Source organism: Azospirillum sp. FG154, assembly GCF_057809575.1.
In genome coordinates this window covers 224064-244884 of sequence record NZ_JBMDKF010000006.1, presented here as the reverse complement: position 1 = coordinate 244884, position 20821 = coordinate 224064, and the positions used below count along the sequence as shown (strand labels likewise).

Below are 20821 nucleotides of genomic sequence, written 5' to 3'. Positions count from 1 at the left end.
CCCCGTGAAGGGGGCGACGACAGGTTTAGCGCCGCCAGCCAACCCGGCAGGTGGTTTCAATCCACGCCCCCGTGAAGGGGGCGACCGACGCCCGTCTGGACGCCGACCTGCGCCAATTGTTTCAATCCACGCCCCCGTGAAGGGGGCGACAAGAAAATCCGCATTGCGCGGGTTGTTACGGATGTTTCAATCCACGCCCCCGTGAAGGGGGCGACGCTAATCTGCCATACTGCATAGCGAGCAAGGGCAGTTTCAATCCACGCCCCCGTGAAGGGGGCGACCGTTGTAGAGGTTCGTCGCGTCGTCGATCAGGCGGTTTCAATCCACGCCCCCGTGAAGGGGGCGACGCCAACAAAGCCGCGCGTCAATCAAATAAAAAACCGTTTCAATCCACGCCCCCGTGAAGGGGGCGACAGCTCGTACCTTACGGATGCTGTGATACAGCTCACCGTTTCAATCCACGCCCCCGTGAAGGGGGCGACCCAACCGCAACTTGATGGCTTTCGGGATGCTATGGGGTTTCAATCCACGCCCCCGTGAAGGGGGCGACACGCGGATCGCAACGGACTCTTCTGACCGCCATTGGTTTCAATCCACGCCCCCGTGAAGGGGGCGACGCGACGCACAGGATCAACGAGGACGAGTTTGCCCAAGGTTTCAATCCACGCCCCCGTGAAGGGGGCGACTGGACAGGTTATCGCCCTGTTCCCGCGTGATCCCGGTTTCAATCCACGCCCCCGTGAAGGGGGCGACTAAAGGCTGCCAAATGGATAAACTGGACTTGCGCCGGTTTCAATCCACGCCCCCGTGAAGGGGGCGACAAGCGTTGGCTAAGTATCCGCCGCTTGACGGAAGTTTCAATCCACGCCCCCGTGAAGGGGGCGACGGCTGCTGGGGCGGATCGTAAGGCAGGAATTGGGGGTTTCAATCCACGCCCCCGTGAAGGGGGCGACGACAGGGTGGAGCGGAGAACGCCGAAATCAATTGTGTTTCAATCCACGCCCCCGTGAAGGGGGCGACCTTTCGCCATGGTCGAAAAGAATACGGACGCGCCACAGTTTCAATCCACGCCCCCGTGAAGGGGGCGACCCTCCGATCTTCGAGGCGCGATCTTGATGCAGACGTTTCAATCCACGCCCCCGTGAAGGGGGCGACCACCGACGCCGTCGTTCCCGGCGGCACGGCGCCGGAGTTTCAATCCACGCCCCCGTGAAGGGGGCGACTGCCAATCAATATCCACTTGTTTAAGAACCCACAATCCCAGACCGAGCGCGAATCACCCGAACGCACCCATTCTGCCGGGTTTTGGTCGCGCCGCCAACGCCGCCAACCCATTGACTATGTTCCCGCGCGAACCCCCTGGGCATTTTCTGTTCGCTTGGGGTTCGCGCGCGTTCAGAAGACCAGGGTTCCGTCGAGATCCAAGGTCGGCTTCGCGCCGACATGTTCGATGCGGCGGTTGGCGTTGGCGCCAAGACGGTAGAAGCGCAGGCTGTCGGCGGTCGGGTCGATTTCACCGATCAGGCGGGCGCGCAGCGCGGTCCATTGCGCGGGATCAACCTCGCACTCGAACACGGAGCATTGAACACGCTGGCCGAAATCCAGGCAAGCTTTCGCAACCCGGCGCAAACGGCGGCGCCCCGCCGAGTCCTGGGTGCTGACGTCATAGGTAATCAGCATCAGCATGGTTGGTCATTTCCAGATGAATGGCGGATAGCCATCCAGATCGCCGCGCAAATGGCGGGCCAGCAACTGCGCCTGGATGTGGGGAACCAGCCCCAAGCTGAGTTTTTCGTTCAGGAACGGGTGGGTGATCTCGTCCTTTTTGCGCTCCTGGTAGGCCGCCAGAACCGTCTTGCGGGCGTCATCGCGCAGCAGAACGGCGCCGCCCTCCATATGAGTGAAATCCTTCGGTCCGATTTGCTGACGGTTGATGAGGGTGAGGGCGACGCGGTCGGCCAACACCGGGCGGAACTCCTCCATCAGATCAAGCGCCAGACCGGCGCGTCCGGGTCGGTCGCGGTGCAGGAAACCGACCTGCGGATCCAGCCCGACGGACTCCAACGCCGAACGGCAGTCATGGCCGACCATGGCGTACAGAAACGACAGCAAGGCGTTGCAGGCGTCCAACGGCGGGCGGCGGCTGCGGCCACGGAAACGAAACGCGTCGTCGTCGCGGCGGATCAGATGATCGAACACGCCGAAATAGGCGCTCGCGGCATCCCCCTCGTGACCGCGCGCGGCGTCGATGCTGGCCGCCTCCATCACCCGGCGGGCGGCGTCGCCCAGCCGACGCTGCGCATCGTCCAACGCCGCGCGGTTGTCCTCCGCCATCGACGCCCCATGGTCCCGCAACGCGCGCCGCAACACCGCGCGCTGATTCGCCGCCTTCGCCGCCACGATGGCGCGGACGATGGCGAGACCGGCGTCGGGATCGTCCGCCACCCGATATTGGCGCCGACGCAACAGAACATTTCCACGGCACGGTCCTTCCACCCGCGCCAGGAACTTGCCGTGCTCGGTCAGGAAGGACACCGCCACCCCGGCCTCGGCGCAGGCCCCCATCAGCGGCGGCGACATGCCGACCCGACCGAAACAGACGACGCCGCCCATCATGTGCATGGGAACGCGGCCGATCTCCCGCCGTTCCACCTCCACAACGATGTTGGCCCCGTCCTTGACCAGCCACGCGCCTTCGGTCGTGACGAACATCGTGTTCAAATGCTGGCGCATGGGATCAGGAGGCTCCTTCGTTGGCGTTTCCAGGGTCGGCGGGCGGCGTTGGGGCGTCCTCGTCGTCCAACTGCCGGGCGAGCCAGTCGGCCACCGGGGGCGGGCGAGCCAGCCGACGCGGGCGGCAAAGTTCGAGCATCGAACAATTCCGGCATTTGGCCAGCTCGTACACCGGCGGCGGGGTGTCGCCGGATTCGATCATGACGCGGACGGCGGTCGCCGTTCGCTCCGTCAACGCCCGCAATTCATCGTCGAGGGGAATCACGACGCGCCGCCGGTTCTCCCCGTAAAAGAGAGCGCCCTCGGCGATGTCCGTGCGGAACATCTCCTCCAGACACATGGCCTGGGCGCAAAGCTGCACCTCGTCGGCCCGGTGGGCTTTCGGACGACCGCGTTTGTATTCGACCGGGTAAGGCCGCTGGCCGGGGCCGTGCAACTCGACCAGATCGGCGACGCCGGCAAGGCCGAGCCGCCGCGACCGCAACGGCATCGAGCGCACCGTGCGAACGGCTCCCCGCCGATCCCGACCGCCCGCGTCCACAAAATCGTGCAGCAAGCGCCCCTCGACGGTGAAGGCGTTCTCCCGCCATTGCCGCTCGACATGGATCAGGGCGCATTGGCGCGGGCAAAACAGATGATGCTGCAAGGCCGACAGGGGGAGCAGATCGTCATCGTCGTCCATGATCCTCCGCCCCTCCCATGCCGTTTCCGCTGGCGCGCCGCCCAGCCCGATCAGAACCGCTCGATCATCGTCACCCCGGCGGGCACATGGTCCGCGTCCAGGGCGATGCGGTAATCCGAAAAGCGCCGAGCGGGCGGCAGATTGCCGACGCCGGGGCTGTCCAGCTCGTAATCCTCGCCCTGGAAACGCCGGGTCACGGTGACAAGGTCGAACAGGCGATGGGCGGGGGCGTTGCCGAGCGCGCAGTCGTGGCGGAACAGGACCAGCTTGCGGCCCGCCATCTCGCCACGGGCGGCGGAGCGGTCATGGTCGAACATGCCCTCCAGCGCGGTCCACAGCAGATCCAGATCGTCGTCGTCGAAGCCGGTTCCCTCCGCCAGCTTGGCGGAGATGTAGCCATGGCAACGATACAGGCCATACGGGACGATGTGCTTGCGCCCCATGGTGCGGTTGTCGCGGCGCCCATCATCCACCGGGTCGCCGTCCTTGCGCTCCTTCGCCTCCTTTTCCGAGGTGGCGGCCATGCGGGTGATCGAAATCTCCAGCGGCAGGACCGGCTCCACCGAATGGGCGAAGGACAGTTGGACCGGCCCGCGCACCTGCCCGCAATTGATGCTGGTGCTCATCACCGCGCCGAAGCTGCGGACGTCGAAGAAGTTGTCGCACATGAATTGGCGGACGGCCTTTTCCTCCGTCTCCTTGGGCGACAGCTTTTTCGCGCCCTCGACCTCCTTGTCGTCCGGGCGGATGGCGCGGTAGGCGGCCCGGTGCTTTTCGTTCAGGATCGCCCCTTCCTGGACATAGATGCCATAGCGCGGATCGCCGTCGCGGCTGAGCGCGGCGAAGTTGCGGATCTTCCGCTTCAGGCAAACGTCCGTCACCAGCCCCTTGTTGGTTTCCGGGTCCAGGCGCGGCAGGTTGCCCGCGTCGGGGTCGCCGTTCGGGTTGCCGTTGGTGACGTCGAACAGATAGACGAATTCATAGCGGTTCTGAATCACGGGCATGGATCAATCCTCGGACACGGTCTGTTCGGTGGCGGCGGCGGCTTTGCCGGAATAGCGCTGATGGTAGTAGCCGATGGCGAATCGCCCCTGCTCCTCCAGGCGCAGCGAACGCGGGAACCCGCTGTCCAGGCCGCCCAGAATCTGGCCGATTTCCCCCTCGAACCAGCCGCCCAGGCGGGGCTTGTCGCCCTTGCGCAGCACCGCGAGATGATGGTTGCTGTTGCGCAGCAGCATGGGGAAGACGCTGGCCGGGGTGGCCGACGCGGCGCCGAAATAACGGTCGCGGATGCTGGCGTTCACATCCCCCAGGGCCGCCCGCTGGGCGCCCTCCAGCACGGCGAACAGACGGCCCATCCGGTAGGCCGCGTTCGCCTCGTCTCGGTTCAGGCTCACGGGTGTCTCCTCCTTGGTCTTCGCTCCCAGGCGGGAGTCGCGGTTCAGGCAGGCCCGGCAGATCGCGGCCTTGACGCCGTTCACCGGGTCGCCCGCACGCATGCGGGTGATGACCGCCGCCAACAGGCTGCGGGGGTAACGGCCGCCGGTCAGGATGGCGCGCATCACCTCCCCGGCCAGTTGCGGCGCGATGTTTTCGGTCTTGTTCAGCGCGGCGGTTTCGCGCAGCAGCATCCAGACCGCTGGCGCGCTGCGCCAGGGCGACGGCTCGATCCGCAGATCCCGCCAATGGAGGCCGACGCGTTCGGCGATGGCCGCGAAGCTGTCCTCCAGCCAGAAGCGCACCGACAGCCGGGCGATGTTCGGCGACAGGCCCAACACGCAAAACCGCGTCCGCTCGTCCAGTTCCGGCGCGATCTCCCGGACCGGGCGCCCCTCGCTGACCGGAAGCAGGGCGTTGCGGATCGCCTGCGCCTCGTCGGCGTCCTCGGCGGACGGCGGACTGAGCATGTGGTGGAACAGCGACTCCGCCTTGCGGGCGGACGATTCGCCGCCGGAGGCGTCGGCCCAGAACACCGTGGTGGCGTCGCCAATGGTCAGCCGGTTGCCGCTGCCGCGCGCCAGCAGCGCGTTCAGGGCCGCGCCATACCCGAAGGCCGCCGCCTCCGACACCGGCGCGTTCAGCCCCTGCTCCTTGCCGTAGGAGGTGAAGGCGTCGTTGTTGAAGGAGACGATGGAGGCGCCGGAACTCTGGGCGTCCATCACCCCCTTGATCGCCGGGTGCAGGCGGGCGATCGGCTGGCGCGTTCCCGTCACCAGACAAAGCCCCTCCACCCCGGCCCCCTCGGCCACCGCGCGCTCCCAAATCCGCCGGGCGGCGGGACGGTCGTGCAGGAAACGCGGCTGCCCGGCGTCGGTCGTGTCGCCAGCGAGCATGAACATGAAGTTCTGCTCCAGCATCGCGTCGGTGAAGCCGCAGGCGTCGAAGCGGTCCGCCGACCAGACGTCGAGAAAGCGCAGCAGGGCGAGAAGCCCAGCGTCCTCCGTTCCGGCCAGCAGGCGGCGGTGCAGCTCCTGGAACGCCGCGTGGTTGGCGGCATGGGGCACCCGCTGTCGGGTCGCCTTGTCCACCCCAAGGCCAAGCACGAACTTGCCGTTGTCCCACAGGAAGAAGGAGCGCGGCGTGGTCCCCGGACGTTTGAAGGATTGCGGCGCCGCCGTGGGGCGCGGTTCCGGCTTTTTCCCCGACAGGCTTTGCCAGGGCAGGATTTCCTGCGGCTCGCCATCGGGGGCCAGCACGATGACGTGGGCGATCCGTTCGGTCGAATAGCCGAAGGGCGGCGCCTCGCCACGGTCGGCGAGCCGCTCGTAATAGCTGTTCAGCGCGGCGAGGACGGTCATGACCGCACCTCCACCGAATCCCGTGGCGGCGGCGCCATCACGCCGTCGCGCAACGCCGCCCGGAAGAAGAGCGGCGTCATGTCGTTCGCGTGGTCGATGTCGAGCAGCATCCAGCCGAGATCGCGGTCGCGCTGGTCGGCGGGCAAGTCCGACGCTGGCGCGGCGCCGTCCTCCAGCAGGGCGAAATGCGCCGGAAACTCCCGCACCCCAAGACAGGGCTGTTGGAAACACTGGCCAGCCGCCGCGCGGCGGTTGAACATCGACTGATGTTTCGCCTCGTTGTCGCCCGGTCCAGCGCGATCCGTCAGCGCGAAATGCGCGTGGATGACATAGGCGACGTCAATCAGGAATGTCGCCGCGCGCTGCTGCCGGTTCTCCTCCGCCACCATGCGCAACTCCTGAACCGCGTCGGCCTTCATCGCCTTGCGCACGGCGGCGGCGGGCACGCGCGCCCCGACCTCGTTGCGGCGGATCGACTGGAAGCGGATCGGCTTCAGCACCTCGATGGCGTCGATGGTCCAGCGGATCGCCGGTTTCCAATGAATCGCCTCCAGGATGCCGCGCGCCGCCGACGGCGTCATGACGTCGTAAGACACCCGCTCGACCTTCATTTCCGGCCGGGTGAAGCAAGCGCGGTCGCCCCACACGTGAAGTTTCACGCCGTAGGCCATGACTCTCCCTCAAAAAATGTTGGTTTCAAACCGCCGGAAGGTTGGATCCTCCCAATCCAGCCCGACGTCGGGCTGGTAGAGGTCGGTGTTGACCAGGGCGACGAACTGGTCGCCGAACTCGCCGCTGCGGACGCACTCCGCCGCCCCGGCCTTCAGCAGGGTGGCGCGGGCCGAGCGGGGAATCTGGACCAGATAGGGTTGCAGGGCGCGGGCGATGCCCCCGGTCTTCTCCGCTGGCGCATGGCGCAGGGCGTCGAGCAGACGGGGAACAGCGTCCGCTTCTCCGACCGGTCGGTAGGGAACGATCACCGGGACCAGCGGCGATTCGATGATCCGAAAGGCCTTGGCGATGTCGGCGAAGGGGAAGTCGTGCTTGCGTCGATGAAGATGCAGGGCGTTCAGGATGCCACGGATCGCGCCCGCCCCCTCCCCCACCAGGGCGGCGTCCAAATCCTCGTCGCCGCGCAGCCAATACACCCGCTGGAAGTAGGCGCGCAGCGTGTCGAGCGCCAGCGGGTCGTCGTGGGCGCGCAGCACGCTGGCGGCGGTTTGGGCGAACAGGGCCAATTCCGCCGGTGGCCGGTGGCCTTCCTCGTCCGGGCTGTTGAAGACGAAAACGCGGCCCAACTCCGGCAACTCGCCGTTCCGGTTGCAGCGGCCCGCCGCCTGGGCGATGGAATCGAGGCCCGCCATCGCCCGGTAGACGGCGGGAAAGCTGAAATCCACCCCAGCCTCGACCAGGGAGGTCGACACCAGCCGGACGATCTTGCCATCTTTGACGTCCTGACGGATGGCCGCCAGTTCCGCGCGCCGGTGTTTGGCGCACAGGCAGGTGGACAGGTGCCTGGCCTTGTCATCGGCCTCCTTGATTCGCCGGTGCAGATCGCGCGCGTGTCGGCGGCTGTTGACGATGCATAAGACCTGTCGTTCCGCCAGCAGCCGGTCGGCCAGCGCCGCGTCGGACAATGGTTCGGCGATGGCGCTGACCGTCACCCGTTTCAAGCGGCGGTACAAGTCCGGCGGGTTGGGGGCCAGTTCCCGCACCTTGTCCAACCCGTTCTTGAAGCCGGCCTCCACCGTCACCGCCGGTTGGGTCGCCGTGCACAGCACCACCGAACTGCGGTAGCCGCGCGCCAATTCGCGCAGCGTCTCCAGGCAGGGCCGCAGCATCGGCAGCGGCAGGGTTTGCGCCTCGTCCAGGATCACCACCGATCCGGCGATGGCGTGCAGCTTCCGGCAGGCCGACGGGCGGTTGGAGAACAGACTCTCGAAGAACTGCACGGCGGTGGTGACGACCACCGGCCGGTCCCAGTTTTCGGCGGCGAGCCGCAGCTTGCGGGCGCCGTCCAGGCCCTCATCGTCGGGCGCGCCGCCTGTCGCCGCTCCAAAATCAAAACCGCTGTGGTGTTCCAGAACGGCGTCGTCGCTGCCCAACGCCTCGCGGAACACCGCCGCCGTCTGTTCGACGACGGAGGTGAAGGGGATCACATAGATGACCCGGCGCAACCCATGCCGAACCGCGTGATCCAAGGCGAAGGCCAGCGACGACAGGGTCTTGCCGCCGCCGGTCGGGACCGTCAGCGAGAACAGCCCCGGCTCGTCGCCCGCCCTCGCCCGCACCGCCGCCAGCACCTCCGCCCGCAACGCGTCAACCGCCCCGCTTCGCCCGTCGAATTGGCCCAGATGCGCGTTCAGCCGGTCGCGCAGATCGGCGACGGTGAGCGCGCACCCCCGCTCAACCGTCTCGCCGCGTCGTTCGGCGTAGAATTCCTCCGTCGCCAGCCGGTCGGCGTCAATGAGACAGGAAAAAAGCATCCGCATGAGGAAGGGGACGGAAAATTCATGCGTGAACCCGTCGGACAACACCGGCCCGGCTAGGGCGACCGCCAACGGCGCGATGTCGAGGTCGGGCGTCAGACAGCGCGCTGGCAGGGGGTTGGCCGCCCCGGCGGCCAGCCGATCCTTCAGCGACGACAAGCCGCCGCCCGCGACGGCGCCGTTGGCCAACCCGGCGTGATGGCCCGCGATCCCATAGGCCATCATCCGCCCGAACGGCGCCGGGTATCGCCCCACCGCAAGCACGGCCCCGGCGGTGGAATGATCCACGCTCGGCCCCTGCCCACGGATGTAGGCCTGGAACGCCTCCACAGCCTTGCCGATGTCGTGCAACGCGCCCATGGCCCACGCCAACTCCCGCCCGCCGAACGGCTCGGCAAACCCGCCCGCCCGCTCCGCCACGTTTCCCAGGTGAATCGGCAGCGGCTCCCAAACGGTTTCGTCCTGCCCAGGGACAGAGTGCGCGTAGACTGTTGTTTTCGCTGGAACGCTCATCGCCTACCCACGAGGTCTGTCGTCAGAACAAGACGCATCGGAGCCGCCCGTTTCCGAAAATCAAACTCGCCATTATCAATCAGAGATTGATAAAACAGAGCGAAGGCGCCGTCAAGGACGTTGACGCGCAAAGGGCGGGCCTGTGGCAACCGGGAGGCGCGGCGTGTCCGACGCGACCCTCGCGACAGCGGTTTGTTCGCACTTCACGCTTCCACTGATAGCGTCTGCGGTCGTGGTGGAAATTCGCTGAACGCCTCATCATCTATCTGATGCTGGCGGCGGGCACGACGGCCCGTCCGAACGCGCTCCTGAAGCTGACCACCGAGCCGATCGACACGCGCCGCCGCACGATCCGCTTGCAGCCCATCGGGACGCGGCAGGCCAAAAAACGAAACCCAACGCTTCCCCTGTGCGACACGCTGTTGACCACGCTGGACGGGCCGCCACCCGGCCCAGCGGTGAGTTCCTTCGGTCGGCCTGTGCAGGGGGCATCGGGCGCGCCTTCAACCGGGCGCGGGACAAAGCCGGATTGGGCAAGGACGTCACGCCCTACACGATCCGTCACACGACGGCGACGAAGCTTCGCATTCGGGGCGTGCCGGTTTGGGAAGTTGCCGGTTGGCTTGGGCGCAGCAGCGGGTACAGAACAACCGAACAGTGCGCAAAAGAAAACCCGGAGGCGCTGGCGGGCGCGCTCCGGGCTACTGAAACGTACTTCGTGGACTTGGCGGCGCGCGTGACGCTGTTCCCGCCAAATCCTATCATCAACCACGGCGCGCGCTAGCTGCGCGCCACCGGGTCAGCCAAAAGGGGCTACGCGCTAACGTAACCCCTTGAGGATGTTGGTGGAGCCAAGGAGGATCGAACTCCTGACCTCTACAATGCCATCGTTATAAGATTGTAGTTATTTCAATTACTTATGTAGACTTCACAACCTCAAAATGGACAGCCAAACCCAAGGGAATCCTGGGTTTGGATGGGTGTCGCGTATCCCGTGCGTGTCCAAGAGCCACTACCAAGGCGCAGCATTACCGCCGCATCACTAACCGCTCTGGTTGAGACTTGCTGAGTTCCGAGTTTCATAAAGGGAACCTCTCCATTCACTGAGAGGTTCCATGAACACCCCGCTCATCATCGGCCTGAACGGCAAGGCCGGGGCCGGCAAGGACACCGCCGCCAACCATCTCGTCTCCCAATACGGCTTCGTCAAGATCGGGTTCGCCGACCCGCTCCGGCAGGTTTGCAAGACAGTCTTCGGGCTGACCGACGCCGAGATGTCCGACCGGGCGCTGAAGGAAACAATCCTCGACCGCTACCCGCACTTCACCCCGCGCAAGATCATGCAGGTGGTCGGCACCGAGGCGTTCCGCAACAACTTCGATGGCGTCTGGATTGAAGCCTTCCTCCAGCAGGCCCGCAAACACCAACGGGTGGTCGCCTCGGACTGCCGCTTCCCGGACGAAGGCGCCACCGTCCAGGCTCTGGGCGGCAAGCTGGTCCGGGTGGTGGCAATCGACAGCCCGTTCGAGACCCCGGACAGCGGCCACGCCAGCGAGGCGGTGGTCAACACGGTCAACGCCGACCACGAAGTCACCAACGTCTTCAACGACCCCAACGGCGTCCACCTTCTGAAATACCAGATGGACGCCATCATGCTGGGCCTGGGGATTTGCCGCTGCGTCCAGCCGGGGTGTGACCGCGATTACATCCCGCCCGCCATTCGGGACTGACATGGGCGCCCGGTACAACCTCGCCACGCTGAAGATGATGTGGGAGACGGGCGCCCCGGTCGAGGACATCGCGAAGATCTTCGACCGCTCCCCCGCGAACATCCGCACGGCCTGTTGCCGCCACAAATTCCGCCGCCCGGACGCCTTCAAAACCCAGCAGGGGAAGAAGGCCCGCGCCGTCCGCGCCGCCAAGGAACAATCCCAATGAACCTGACCGACTACCGCGCTTCCGCGCTGCGCTTCGAGTGGTCCGAAATCCGCAGCGTCGTGGATGTCCGCCTCCAGCACGGCATCATCGGCCTCGCTTCGGAACTGGGCGAGTTGCTGGAGGTGTCCTTCGCTCCCGAGTTCGACCAGGACCGCTTCCTGGACGAGGCGGGCGACCAGCTTTGGTACATGACCCTGATCGCCGACGCTCTCGGCGACAACCTCGACACCTATATCGTCACCCCGCTTGAGCGCCCGGTCGTGGAGGAGGTGCTGGCCGAGTACGCCTTGCACGTCTCCAGGCTGTCGGACGTGCTGAAGAAGGCGCTGTTCTACCGCGACCGCGCCGTCTGCCCGAGCAAGGTTCGCCTGCATCTGGGCGGCGCGCTGTCGTGCCTGAACACGCTGGTCGTCTCGGTTGGATCGTCCCTCCAGGGGGTTGCCGACCAGAACATCCTCAAGCTGGAAGCCCGCCACAGCGCCAAGGCGGGTGCGTGATGGGCACCCCTGCCGTCTACCTCGCCGGCCCGATGAAGGGCCTGACCTTCGAGGCGTGCAATCGGTGGCGGATTGAGGCCGCCTTCCGCCTCGGCGAACGCGGCATCGCCACCATCAACCCGGTCGAGACCGAACTGATCGCCCACCAGGGCGCGCTGTCCTGCTCGGGCAACGGGGTGATGACCAGCCCGAAAGCCATCGTCGCAAAGGATCGGCATTACGTGCTGAACCGCGCCACGGCGATGCTGGTCAACTTCACCGACGCCCCGGCGGTCAGCATCGGGACCTGTGTGGAGTTCGGCTGGGCCGACGCCGCCCGCATCCCGGTCGTCACGGTCTTGCCCGACGACAACCCGCACCACCACGCCTTCATCCGCGAACTGTCCGGCTGGGTCGTCGCCGACCTGAACGATGCCATCGGCATCCTGGCCGCCCTCCACAAGGAGTGACCCGATGACCTTGAACGATGCCTTCGAGACGCTGGAGACGGTCGCCGCCACCAGCTCGCGCACCGAAAAGCAGACGCTCCTGGCCGTGGCCCTGAAGAACCCGATCTTCCGCGCGGTCTGCATCTACGCCTACGATCCGTTCATCACCTTCGGCATCGCCCCGTCGCTGGAGCGCCAGGGGCAATCCACCTGGGGCGAGCCGGACACCACGCAAATCTTCTCCTATCTGGATCGCCTTGCCCGTCGCGAGTACACCGGCAAGACGGCGGAACGCTGCGTCGAGGAGATGCTGCACCAACTCCCGGTCGGCGCCGGACAGCTTCTGGTCCGCATCCTGAACAAGGATCTTCGGGCCGGCTTCACCGCCACCACCTTGAACAAGGTGGTGAAACGGCTGGTGCCCGAATATGAGCCGATGGCCGCCCACCCTTTCGAGGTCAAGTGCATCAAGGGCTGGCCGGTCGCGGGCGAGCCGAAGCTGGACGGCCTGCGGCTCCAGGTCTGGGTGGATTATGAGAACGGCGAGGCCGAGGCCCGCAGCCGCAACGGCCTGCCGATGCCGGCCCTCAAGCCATTGGCCGAGGCGTTCCTGGCGCTGTCCTGCCCCTACGCCAAGGCCGTGTTCGACGGCGAGGTGGCGACCGGCGCGTTCAACGACAGCGTGGGCCGGACCCGCCGCAAATCCACCCCGGTGGACGCAGCCTCCATGTTCGTCTTCGACCTGCTGACGCAGGAGGAGTTCACCTCCGGCAGCCTGCGCCCGTACCTCACCCGCCGCTCCACCCTGGAGGATGTCCTGGGCGAGCCGGTCGAGGGCACCCTGGCCCTTCGGGTGATGCCGCAGCGCCTGCTGCGCTCGGTCGCCGAAGTCATGGCCTATTACGAGGAGGTCCGGGCCATGACCGTGGGCCAGTTCCTCGACCTGTCCTGCGACAAACCGATGGAGGGCGTCATCGTCAAGACGCTGACCGGCGGCTACGAGAACAAACGGTCGCACCATTGGCTGAAGGTGAAGGCCGAGGAGACCGAAGACCTCCGCGTCATCGGCGCCTATCAGGGCGAACCGGGCACCAAATACGCGGGCAAACTCGGCGGCGTGATCGTGGACCGCAACGGGGTCGAGGTCCGGGTTGGCGGCGGCTTTTCCGACGCGCTGCGGGACGAGCCGCTGGACGGCTTCATCGGTCGCCTGATCGAGGTCGAGTATCACGAGGTGACGCCGGACGGCAGCCTTCGCCACCCGCGCTTCGTGCGTTTCCGCGACGACAAGGACAAGGGGGTCGCGTGATGACGGATGTGGGCGGCATCGCCGCTGATCGGCTGCGAAGCGTCGTTGATCGGATCGAGGCGCTGGCCGCCGAGAAGAAGGGCCTCGCGGAGGACATCAAGGAAGTCTTCGCCGAAGCGAAGGCGACCGGCTTCGAGGCCGACATCATCCGCCAGCTCCTGCGTCTGCGCCGCATGGACAAGGCCGACCGACAGGAACAGGAGGCCCTGCTCGACCTCTACAAGGAGGCCCTGGGCATGGTCGATGACGACGCCCTGGGCATGATCGGCCACAACTCGACCGCCGGAAGTGTGGCCGCCGACCGGCTGAAAGCCTTCGTGGATCGCATCGAGCGGTTGGAGGAGGAGAAGCGCGGCCTCCAGGAGGACATCAAGGACCTGTTCACCGAGGCCAAGGGGGTGGGGTTCGACGGCGCGATCATCCGCATCTGCCTGCGGCTGCGGAAGATGGACAAGGCCGACCGGCAGGAGAAGGAGGCCAAGTTGAAGCTCTACAAAACCGCCATGGGGATGACGGACTGAGCCGCCCGCAAACCCTGGCGCGGAAACTGCGCCAGGGTTTTCTCTTTGAAACGTATAACCTCGGCGACCCATAGCATCCAGAGGTAGGCATGGCAGAGGCGGCTGTAAAACCAAACCTGAGAGAAGCCGTCGCCCTCTTTGAGGCAGGACGACTCAGGGAAGCTGAACGTCTCTGCAAATTATTGCTAAAAGACAATTCAGGAAATGTTGGAGCCAACCATTTATTGGGTGTTTCTCTGTGCAGCCGTGGACAATATAAAGAAGGCGGTATCTTTCTTGAGAATGTTGTTGAACTTCAACCATTGAATTTTAACGCGCTTCGCAGTTTGGGTGACTCGTATCAATGTCAGCGACGGCATGAGGATGCCGTGCGCGTCTACAGACGGTGCCTCGCAGATAAGGGCGATTTGCTTTCAACCTGCATCAAAATATCCATCTGCTTAAATGAGTTGGGCCGGCATGACGCGGCAATCAGAGCATGCAAAGCGGCGATTGCCCTTAGCCCTTCGACTTTTGAAGCTTACTTTGGTCTTGGGAGTTTGCTTCAGGATCAATACGAAACAGACGATGCCCTGATCGCCAACGGTCGCTCGGCTGCACTGGCCCCAGACAGGCCAGAGCCAATAACGAATATAGGGCTTCTTCTTAAAGAAAGCGGGAGCATTGATGCAGCCATTGCTGTTCATCGCCACGCCATCTCGATTTCCCCAAACTACGCCTACGCCCATATCAATTTGGCCGCAGGACTTCTCGCCAGTGGGCAGTGGGATGAGGGTTGGAACGAGTATGAGTGGCGGTGGCAGGCTCAGGATCTCGGGTTCAAGCGCCCCACGTCGGACAAGCCGGAATGGACCGGGCAGGATCTCACCGGCCAGACGCTGCTGATCTGCGAAGAACAGGGCTTCGGCGACACCCTCCAATTCATCCGTCTTGCCGCGCTGGTTCGACCGCTCTGCGCGAGGGTGGTGGTCCAATGCCGGGCGCCGCTCGCCCGGATCATCGCCAGCGCGGCGGGGGTGGACGCGGTGGTGACGGAGTTTCCCGACCGCTCCGGCTATGATTGCTGGGTGTCGCTGATGTCGTTGATGGCGCGTCTGGGCGTCACCCTGGACAGCGTCCCGGCGACCACGCCCTATCTGTTCACCCCCGCCGATGCCCGGCGGTCGTGGACCTCGGTCGTCCCGACCTCCGGGACGCTGAAGGTTGGTCTGGTGTGGGCGGGCGACCCCAAGCTAGGCAACGCGGCGGCCCGCAAGATGGATTCGCGGCGCAGCATGGCTTTGAGCCAGTTCGCCCCGCTGGCCCAAATCCCCCATGTGACCTGGGTCAGCCTGCAAAAAGGGCCTGCGTCCCATCAGACGGACGGCCTCGCCCTCATCGACCCGATGGAGGATGTTCAGGATTACGCGGACACCGCCGCGATCATCGAACAACTCGACCGGTGGATACCTCGGTCATCCATCTGGCCGGGGCGTTGGGCAAGCCGGTGTGGGCGCTGTCCCGTTTTGACGGCTGCTGGCGTTGGCTGTTGGACTGCGACGACAGCCCCTGGTACCCGACGCTACGGCTGTTCCGCCAGGAACGGTCGGGCGATTGGGGGCCGGTGGTTGAACGGGTGAGGCAAGAGCTAACCCTAGTGGTTGAAGGGGAACGACACCATCTTGTGCCGCTTTGATATACGCAATATATGGAAAGTCTTCAGATCAATTTATGGTGTAAAAACTGTATAACCTTTCCTCAATGTGGCACTCGCGCCACTACACGTCCAAGGAACGTCGCTTATCATTAAACCACCATCCGACTATCAACTCTTTTTTCTGCAATTCAGGAGATAGTTTCTCGGCAGTGATAATAATTTGATGCCTTGCCTTAAGGGCACGGCTACGTTCAAATATAATTTTCTGGAAATGGTGTACACGCTCTACCTCCATTCCCTTATCTTCGATTCCATCAAGAAAAAGAATTCTAGGAAACAAAAATCTTTCATCTCTAGCAGATGCTTCCAATATAGCATACATTAGTGCGTTCTTGAGGTAAACAGTGGAACTGGCCGAGAATCGGCTAATCCCATCAACTGAAATTGAATCTTTTGAGAACGAAAAACCAACGTGTCTAGCAGCACGGAAGGTGTCTTGCCGTTCCAAATCTGCATTGAGGATTTGGCGAGCGACATCAGATATCTCTGTGGCTGCCTTGGCCCGTTGCTCGAACATCTGGTTTTTAAACGATTCCCGGCGATCATTTAGAATTGATATTTCCTCACGATATTTTGCTTTTTTGTTAGATAGATCAGTGACTTTTGTAGCAAGCATGAGTTTTCCATTAATGTCTTCTATTGTTCTCTCAATATATCCTCGTCTCTCATAGAGTTTTTTCAGCCGATATTCAGATACATTATCGGTGCTCATGGATATTCGGCTGTATTCTCTTCTATTTTTACTTAAGACTTTCTCCAAAGCCGATAACCTCTCTTCGATGTTACCCAGCTCCACCTCTCGGTCTTTTAGTATCTTGCTTGACTCTGCCAACTGCATTTCCAACTCCCTGCGCATACGCAGGCGGTGGCTCTGTCGGCCACTCTCATCAATAGGATTTTTGCATAGACAACACGAGCCTTTTGGATGCTCCGGTGAAAGCGGGGCAAGACAAGCTGGACAGTATAAAAATGAAATAGACCCAATCTCCTTCAATGTTTCATCGGAACAAATAAGAGAGTCATAGTTAGATTGAATGCTTCCTATAAAACTCTTCATATCATTAACGTCAAATTTAAGAAATTCACGGCGAGACTCTAGCTCAACTCGGATTAATACATCCTTTTCGATAGATTTCTTTAGCTTTTTTCCTTCAGACGCCCTATCATCATTCGCTGGAGTTTGCCGTTCGGAAGATTCTAATCGGATGATTTTTTCAGACAGTGAATTCAGTTCTTCCGAAAATTTCCCAAGCTCATCCTGAACAGATGTTACATTAACACCCTGTTTCACATGTCCTAGAGCGGAAAAAATATTCTTAAGTTCTTCTGACACCTCTTGATAATCAGATTCTAATTTTCGTATGCGCAACTCTGTTCGATAGTTTTCTGGTATAAAGACACCGCACACAATTTCCCCGACAGCTTCCTTCGTGGCGTGTCGATCAAAAGATTCTTGTCTAAATACCACATCTGGTGGCGTCATTTGGTCTGAAAACACCAAACGAAGCAATTGGTGAAACGTCAGATTGCTACCGTCATCAAGTGGAAGGTCTGGAATACCTAGAGCGCGAAAAAGAACTTGTGAATAGCTATCCTTTTCACGTGACCGGCTATAGGGATATAGCTGCCATTTTGACGGATCAGAGCGCTCCGCCTCTTCCAGTGGCCCCCAATATATTGCTATAGGTGGACGCTCCGTGTGCTTCTTAGCGATCACTCTTTTCAGTACAATGGGTTCGCCATTGAGTTCAATAGAACACAAAACCTCATCACATTCCATTGCTTCTGGCTGCCAACTTGGAGTATCGCCGCCTATACCGTAAAACAAAAACTCTAGAACAGTGGACTTTCCACTTGAGTTTTGCCCGTAAAGTATATTAAGACCCGCATGAAATGGCAGGTTTAGAACCGTTTTTCCGCCCTTATATATTTTCAATCGAGATATATACAAACTAGGATCATTCCGCATCGTATTTGTACTCCATCAATTCAGTGCGGCGTTTGAGGCCATCTTTTCCGGCAAGCGGCATGTGAGCTAAGTCACGAATCAAGAATGCAAAAATTCTGTTATGATGATTTACATAGTCAGCGATCCTGATGCTTAAATCTTTAGATAACTTAACTGCGAAAGTTGGACGCACATAACCTTCTAAAAGCCGTTGCCTACTTATTAATCCAAGTCCAACCATATGACGTATTGATACGCGCTGTACAGGTTCTAAGCGGCTGAATAGTGCACGCGAATTTGGTAAATCTTGATAAGGTAGATTGATTTTATGAATATCCATTTGATTTAACCTGTCCCTCAGATCCTTCGTCAATTCAATTGATTTTATAAGAAACGGATTGAGAAGATAAAAATCAATTATTCTGAGCCGATCATCTTCAAAGTCCAACTCTCCAGAAAAATGGAAAAGGCATAAAAGCCTGAAGATGCAGTGATGAGGATCATAAAGTGGGTGGTACGTTAGTCCAATCACTTTTTCCACTCCACAAAGCAGTTTCCAGTCAAAAAATAAAGCATGCCATATATTGTTTCATGCGTTATCAGTGGTTCACTGGCTGGTATCTGCATACTTATTCGCTCCACGACACATTCAAGAATTAATTCGTCAATCTCTTGGTCATTTATTGTGCCAAGCTTGTGATAAACAGACGTATTGAAATATGACTTCGCAAGTCCGAGCAAAAAAACGAATATTAGTTGCGCAGTATGGGAGTGCCTATACCGCTCTATTTTTCTTCTAAATAACTGCTTCTGCCTCTTCGCGCCTTCCAGATAACCCGCTCTATTGCCCTCATTGAGCTTCTCAGATAAATCTCTCAGGGCTTTACGAGTATCATCGTGAACGAAATAATCTGATAGCTCCTCAACTATCCCCCTGGCTTGCTCGATAAGACTAGAGTCTCCCTCATATTTTTTATATAATGAAGCCAAAATCGGGTTGCATTTGTCATTTTGGGAAGAGAAATAATTATTATTTTCAGTTTTGTTATAGTTTCCCCCAATAACATGCCCATCAGCATGAATGTTTTCTTGCGTAACGCCCGATATAAGAGGCATGGTAAAGCACCAGTATAGATTTATCTTGACTTGTTGCCGCCAACCACATCGCCCTTTGTTTTGATATTGCGCTGGTTGACGAAGTTAATTGAACGCGAATTGCTGATGCGACTTACAGTTATCTTTACCACCAATGTCACGACTACACCAACTATGCAGCCAGTTGTAAAGCTTGGCAGATCTAATGTCGTTATGAAACTCATATCCATGCCCAGTCGTTCCCGCACACAGGTTGTACATGTATGATTTCATATACCCAATCCCGCCGGGATGCAATGACACGTGCCACAAGATCATCCTCCGATCCTTAGGTAACTCCACCCCACAAGTATAACCAATATACAGCAGGCCAGCGCCCTGATCCGACGTGGGGGCGAGGGGGGTTTTCCACAGTTCTCCAGTCACGCTGATAGCGACGCCCCAGCCTCCCAGGGCCTCAGCCGCCTCTTGGATCGTGTCCAGGCGGCAGTCGAGGCCAGGGCTTCATCGGCCTGCGCAGGCGCAATCATCCGCGCCACTTCGTCATGGCCGCCGACATCGCGGCGGTCTTCCTCTCGGAGCCATGCGAGGAGCCGAAGAAGTAGCTGACCACCTGATCGGCTTTCGCCGACACATAGCCCACGACCGTGCCGACCAGCACGCCCTGCTCGCCGGTCAGACCGACGCGGCCCGACAGGACGTAGCCGACCGTGGCGAAGAAGCCGACGATCACGATGCCGGCCAGGATGTTGATCGCCGTGCTGCCGACCGCCTTCTCGCGGTCGCGCGCCGAGGCGCGGTCGTCGGCGGCGATCCGTTCCAGGTCCACGTCGAGCTTGGCAAGCGTGGCCTGGAAATCCTGTTCGGCCTGCTTCAGCTTCAGCAGGGTCTCCGGGTCCGCCTTCTGGACGGCGGCCACGATTTCCTTGGCCGGGGTCGTGGCGTCGAGGCCGAGCGCGCCCGTGATGGCGCTGACCGCCGTACCGGCGAGCGGGCCGCCGAGAGCGGTGGCGATGGTCGGGGCCACGGTGGATATCAGGCTGGTCACGCCGGTCCAGATGTCATCGAAGATGCTCGCCATCAGCGGAGTCCCCCTTCCCAGAGGCAGGCTTCTTTCTCACGTCGGTCGCGCAGCCCCGCGACGGTGGGCCATAGGCGCTTCATCTTGCGGAACTGGTCGGGCACCTCGGCCAACTTGCCAGCCCGGATCAGGTCGCGGATCGCGGCCATCTCGGCCCGGCGGTCCCCCTTGAGGGAAGCGCCCCGGTTGTAGACGAGGCTGACCAGGGCGCCGAAGCACAGCGGCGGCAGCGTCTCGCAGCCGGGGAAGGCGCCGACCGTCTGGTCCACATAGCGCGGCAGCGTGGCGGTGCGGAAGCTCTCGCCCGCAGCGGCCCACGGAATGGCGATGTCCCGCAAGGTCGGCAGCGCGGCCTGGGCCTTGGCGCCCGTCAGCCCGGTCACGGTCGTCAACCGGCTGCGGCTGTCCTTGGGCAGCATCGGCCAATCGCGGTCCAGCCCCTCGCCGGTCTCGTAGCCGAGGTCGAACCCGATCCCGATGGTGACGCCGCTGTCGCCCCCCGGCCAAGTGGGGCGGGCGTATTTCTTCTCGTAGACGGCTTGGCTCGTCACCTCGAAAAGGATGATGAGGTCCAGCGCTTCCTGGCAGACGTTCATGGCGAAACCCCCTGCGGAATGAACGGCGGGTGAATGTGGGAGAGCACGCATTCCGCACAAGCGTTGGCCTTCACCTGGGTTTGAACCTGCTCCCAGACGGTGGCCCATTCCTCCATGGCTTGACGGGTCATGTGCAGCTCGACCTGGATCGTGCCCAGCTCCTTCCGGGCCGCCATTTCGGCCTCCTGCTGCCGCCGGAGTTCGGCGTACAGGCCCTGAATCTCTTTCTGGAGCTGGGAAATCGTGGTGGCTTGGTCGGTGATCTGCCGTTTCAGGGCGGCGTAAGCCTTGCTGTGAACGGCGGTGAGGGTCACATCCTCTTCCGTCCGCTGCTTCCGGCTGCGCAGATAAAGGCAGCCGACAATCCCGGCGCCGCCGAGCGCGGCTTTCACCCACCATGGGGCCGCCGTATCGGCGGCAAGGCCGATAAGATTTTGCAGAATGTGATCCACGGCTTCATTCCCCCGCCCACGGCACGGGGACATGAAAGCACCGTG

General features: G+C 61.7%; 21 protein-coding genes and 1 CRISPR repeat array (1 of these 22 running past the window's edge). Of the genes, 8 read left to right on the top strand and 13 right to left on the bottom strand.

Going from position 1 to position 20821, the window contains the following annotated elements; translation table 11 throughout:
- Nucleotides 1-1223: direct repeats of the CRISPR family, unit length 32 nt; unit sequence GTTTCAATCCACGCCCCCGTGAAGGGGGCGAC (it extends 947 nt beyond the left edge of the window).
- A 172-nt stretch (nt 1224-1395) separates the two neighbouring features.
- The 7 genes from cas2 to ACODS4_RS09820 are packed head-to-tail and all read right to left on the bottom strand — an operon-like array spanning nt 1396 to nt 9215.
- A complete protein-coding gene (gene cas2 / locus ACODS4_RS09850; protein ID WP_488863120.1) occupies nt 1396-1686 on the bottom strand; it encodes a CRISPR-associated endonuclease Cas2 in 291 nt (96 codons plus the stop codon).
- Nucleotides 1687-1692: 6 nt separating this feature from the next.
- Nucleotides 1693-2733 (bottom strand): type I-C CRISPR-associated endonuclease Cas1c, encoded by a 1041-nt coding sequence (gene cas1c, locus ACODS4_RS09845; RefSeq protein ID WP_488863118.1) that lies wholly within the window; start codon nt 2731-2733, stop codon nt 1693-1695.
- Between the two features lie 4 nt (nt 2734-2737).
- On the bottom strand, nt 2738-3415 hold the full coding sequence (gene cas4 / locus ACODS4_RS09840; protein ID WP_488863116.1) for a CRISPR-associated protein Cas4: 678 nt from the start codon (nt 3413-3415) through the stop codon (nt 2738-2740).
- Nucleotides 3416-3465: 50 nt separating this feature from the next.
- The gene (gene cas7c / locus ACODS4_RS09835; protein ID WP_488863114.1) at nt 3466-4419 is read right to left on the bottom strand and encodes a type I-C CRISPR-associated protein Cas7/Csd2; all 954 of its coding nucleotides are present in this window, start codon (nt 4417-4419) and stop codon (nt 3466-3468) included.
- 3 nt (nt 4420-4422) lie between these two features.
- Entirely contained in the window at nt 4423-6213 is a 1791-nt protein-coding gene (cas8c, locus tag ACODS4_RS09830) for a type I-C CRISPR-associated protein Cas8c/Csd1 (protein ID WP_488863112.1), read from the bottom strand.
- A complete protein-coding gene (cas5c, locus tag ACODS4_RS09825; RefSeq protein ID WP_488863110.1) occupies nt 6210-6872 on the bottom strand; it encodes a type I-C CRISPR-associated protein Cas5c in 663 nt (220 codons plus the stop codon). The genes cas8c and cas5c overlap by 4 nt, the downstream gene beginning before the upstream one ends.
- Before the next feature lie 21 nt (nt 6873-6893).
- Nucleotides 6894-9215 (bottom strand): CRISPR-associated endonuclease Cas3'', encoded by a 2322-nt coding sequence (locus ACODS4_RS09820; protein WP_488863108.1) that lies wholly within the window; start codon nt 9213-9215, stop codon nt 6894-6896.
- Between the two features lie 529 nt (nt 9216-9744).
- Between ACODS4_RS09820 and ACODS4_RS09815 the strand changes: the two genes are divergently transcribed.
- From ACODS4_RS09815 to ACODS4_RS09780, 8 genes are all read left to right on the top strand, one after another.
- On the top strand, nt 9745-9999 hold the full coding sequence (locus ACODS4_RS09815) for a hypothetical protein (RefSeq protein ID WP_488863106.1): 255 nt from the start codon (nt 9745-9747) through the stop codon (nt 9997-9999).
- A gap of 331 nt (nt 10000-10330) precedes the next feature.
- Nucleotides 10331-10945, top strand: coding sequence for a deoxynucleotide monophosphate kinase family protein (locus ACODS4_RS09810; protein ID WP_488863104.1), 615 nt, complete (start codon nt 10331-10333; stop codon nt 10943-10945).
- Nucleotide 10946: 1 nt separating this feature from the next.
- The gene (locus ACODS4_RS09805) at nt 10947-11153 is read left to right on the top strand and encodes a hypothetical protein (protein WP_488863102.1); all 207 of its coding nucleotides are present in this window, start codon (nt 10947-10949) and stop codon (nt 11151-11153) included.
- Nucleotides 11150-11650: a nucleoside triphosphate pyrophosphohydrolase family protein gene (locus tag ACODS4_RS09800; RefSeq protein WP_488863100.1), complete on the top strand. Its 501-nt coding sequence runs from the start codon at nt 11150-11152 to the stop codon at nt 11648-11650. Before ACODS4_RS09805 ends, ACODS4_RS09800 begins: the two co-directional genes overlap by 4 nt.
- Entirely contained in the window at nt 11650-12099 is a 450-nt protein-coding gene (locus ACODS4_RS09795; RefSeq protein WP_488863098.1) for a hypothetical protein, read from the top strand. Before ACODS4_RS09800 ends, ACODS4_RS09795 begins: the two co-directional genes overlap by 1 nt.
- Before the next feature lie 4 nt (nt 12100-12103).
- Nucleotides 12104-13387, top strand: a complete 1284-nt coding sequence (locus ACODS4_RS09790) for an ATP-dependent DNA ligase (protein WP_488863096.1) — start codon at nt 12104-12106, stop codon at nt 13385-13387.
- Entirely contained in the window at nt 13387-13908 is a 522-nt protein-coding gene (locus tag ACODS4_RS09785) for a DUF2312 domain-containing protein (protein ID WP_488863094.1), read from the top strand. Before ACODS4_RS09790 ends, ACODS4_RS09785 begins: the two co-directional genes overlap by 1 nt.
- 89 nt (nt 13909-13997) lie before the next feature.
- Nucleotides 13998-15527 carry a tetratricopeptide repeat protein gene (locus tag ACODS4_RS09780; RefSeq protein ID WP_488863092.1) on the top strand — a complete coding sequence of 510 codons (1530 nt, stop codon included), beginning with the start codon at nt 13998-14000 and terminating at the stop codon, nt 15525-15527.
- A 138-nt stretch (nt 15528-15665) separates the two neighbouring features.
- On the opposite strand, the gene ACODS4_RS09775 is transcribed toward ACODS4_RS09780, so the two are convergent.
- The 6 genes from ACODS4_RS09775 to ACODS4_RS09750 all read right to left on the bottom strand — a co-directional run bounded on the left by ACODS4_RS09775 (nt 15666) and on the right by ACODS4_RS09750 (nt 20776).
- Entirely contained in the window at nt 15666-17573 is a 1908-nt protein-coding gene (locus ACODS4_RS09775; RefSeq protein ID WP_488863090.1) for a hypothetical protein, read from the bottom strand.
- Nucleotides 17563-18084 carry an ABC-three component system middle component 5 gene (locus tag ACODS4_RS09770; RefSeq protein WP_488863088.1) on the bottom strand — a complete coding sequence of 174 codons (522 nt, stop codon included), beginning with the start codon at nt 18082-18084 and terminating at the stop codon, nt 17563-17565. The genes ACODS4_RS09775 and ACODS4_RS09770 overlap by 11 nt, the downstream gene beginning before the upstream one ends.
- Nucleotides 18081-18668 (bottom strand): ABC-three component system protein, encoded by a 588-nt coding sequence (locus ACODS4_RS09765; protein ID WP_488863086.1) that lies wholly within the window; start codon nt 18666-18668, stop codon nt 18081-18083. The genes ACODS4_RS09770 and ACODS4_RS09765 overlap by 4 nt, the downstream gene beginning before the upstream one ends.
- Before the next feature lie 505 nt (nt 18669-19173).
- Complete coding sequence (locus ACODS4_RS09760) at nt 19174-19728, bottom strand: hypothetical protein (protein WP_488863085.1); 555 nt, start codon at nt 19726-19728, stop codon at nt 19174-19176.
- A complete protein-coding gene (locus ACODS4_RS09755; protein WP_488863083.1) occupies nt 19728-20324 on the bottom strand; it encodes a glycoside hydrolase family protein in 597 nt (198 codons plus the stop codon). The genes ACODS4_RS09760 and ACODS4_RS09755 overlap by 1 nt, the downstream gene beginning before the upstream one ends.
- A complete protein-coding gene (locus ACODS4_RS09750) occupies nt 20321-20776 on the bottom strand; it encodes a hypothetical protein (RefSeq protein WP_488863082.1) in 456 nt (151 codons plus the stop codon). The genes ACODS4_RS09755 and ACODS4_RS09750 overlap by 4 nt, the downstream gene beginning before the upstream one ends.
- Nucleotides 20777-20821: the final 45 nt, after the last annotated feature.

Bases quoted from the DNA above. Each gene is read 5' to 3' on its own strand.
- cas7c (WP_488863114.1), bottom strand. From the start codon at position 4,419: ATGCCCGTGATTCAGAACCGCTATGAATTCGTCTATCTGTTCGACGTC.
- cas8c (WP_488863112.1), bottom strand. From the start codon at position 6,213: ATGACCGTCCTCGCCGCGCTGAACAGCTATTACGAGCGGCTCGCCGAC.
- ACODS4_RS09775 (WP_488863090.1), bottom strand. From the start codon at position 17,573: ATGCGGAATGATCCTAGTTTGTATATATCTCGATTGAAAATATATAAG.
- ACODS4_RS09790 (WP_488863096.1), top strand. From the start codon at position 12,104: ATGACCTTGAACGATGCCTTCGAGACGCTGGAGACGGTCGCCGCCACC.
- ACODS4_RS09805 (WP_488863102.1), top strand. From the start codon at position 10,947: ATGGGCGCCCGGTACAACCTCGCCACGCTGAAGATGATGTGGGAGACG.
- cas4 (WP_488863116.1), bottom strand. From the start codon at position 3,415: ATGGACGACGATGACGATCTGCTCCCCCTGTCGGCCTTGCAGCATCAT.
- ACODS4_RS09820 (WP_488863108.1), bottom strand. From the start codon at position 9,215: ATGAGCGTTCCAGCGAAAACAACAGTCTACGCGCACTCTGTCCCTGGG.
- ACODS4_RS09765 (WP_488863086.1), bottom strand. From the start codon at position 18,668: ATGCCTCTTATATCGGGCGTTACGCAAGAAAACATTCATGCTGATGGG.
- ACODS4_RS09795 (WP_488863098.1), top strand. From the start codon at position 11,650: ATGGGCACCCCTGCCGTCTACCTCGCCGGCCCGATGAAGGGCCTGACC.
- ACODS4_RS09785 (WP_488863094.1), top strand. From the start codon at position 13,387: ATGACGGATGTGGGCGGCATCGCCGCTGATCGGCTGCGAAGCGTCGTT.
- cas2 (WP_488863120.1), bottom strand. From the start codon at position 1,686: ATGCTGATGCTGATTACCTATGACGTCAGCACCCAGGACTCGGCGGGG.
- cas1c (WP_488863118.1), bottom strand. From the start codon at position 2,733: ATGCGCCAGCATTTGAACACGATGTTCGTCACGACCGAAGGCGCGTGG.
- ACODS4_RS09755 (WP_488863083.1), bottom strand. From the start codon at position 20,324: ATGAACGTCTGCCAGGAAGCGCTGGACCTCATCATCCTTTTCGAGGTG.
- ACODS4_RS09780 (WP_488863092.1), top strand. From the start codon at position 13,998: ATGGCAGAGGCGGCTGTAAAACCAAACCTGAGAGAAGCCGTCGCCCTC.
- ACODS4_RS09760 (WP_488863085.1), bottom strand. From the start codon at position 19,728: ATGGCGAGCATCTTCGATGACATCTGGACCGGCGTGACCAGCCTGATA.
- ACODS4_RS09810 (WP_488863104.1), top strand. From the start codon at position 10,331: ATGAACACCCCGCTCATCATCGGCCTGAACGGCAAGGCCGGGGCCGGC.
- ACODS4_RS09800 (WP_488863100.1), top strand. From the start codon at position 11,150: ATGAACCTGACCGACTACCGCGCTTCCGCGCTGCGCTTCGAGTGGTCC.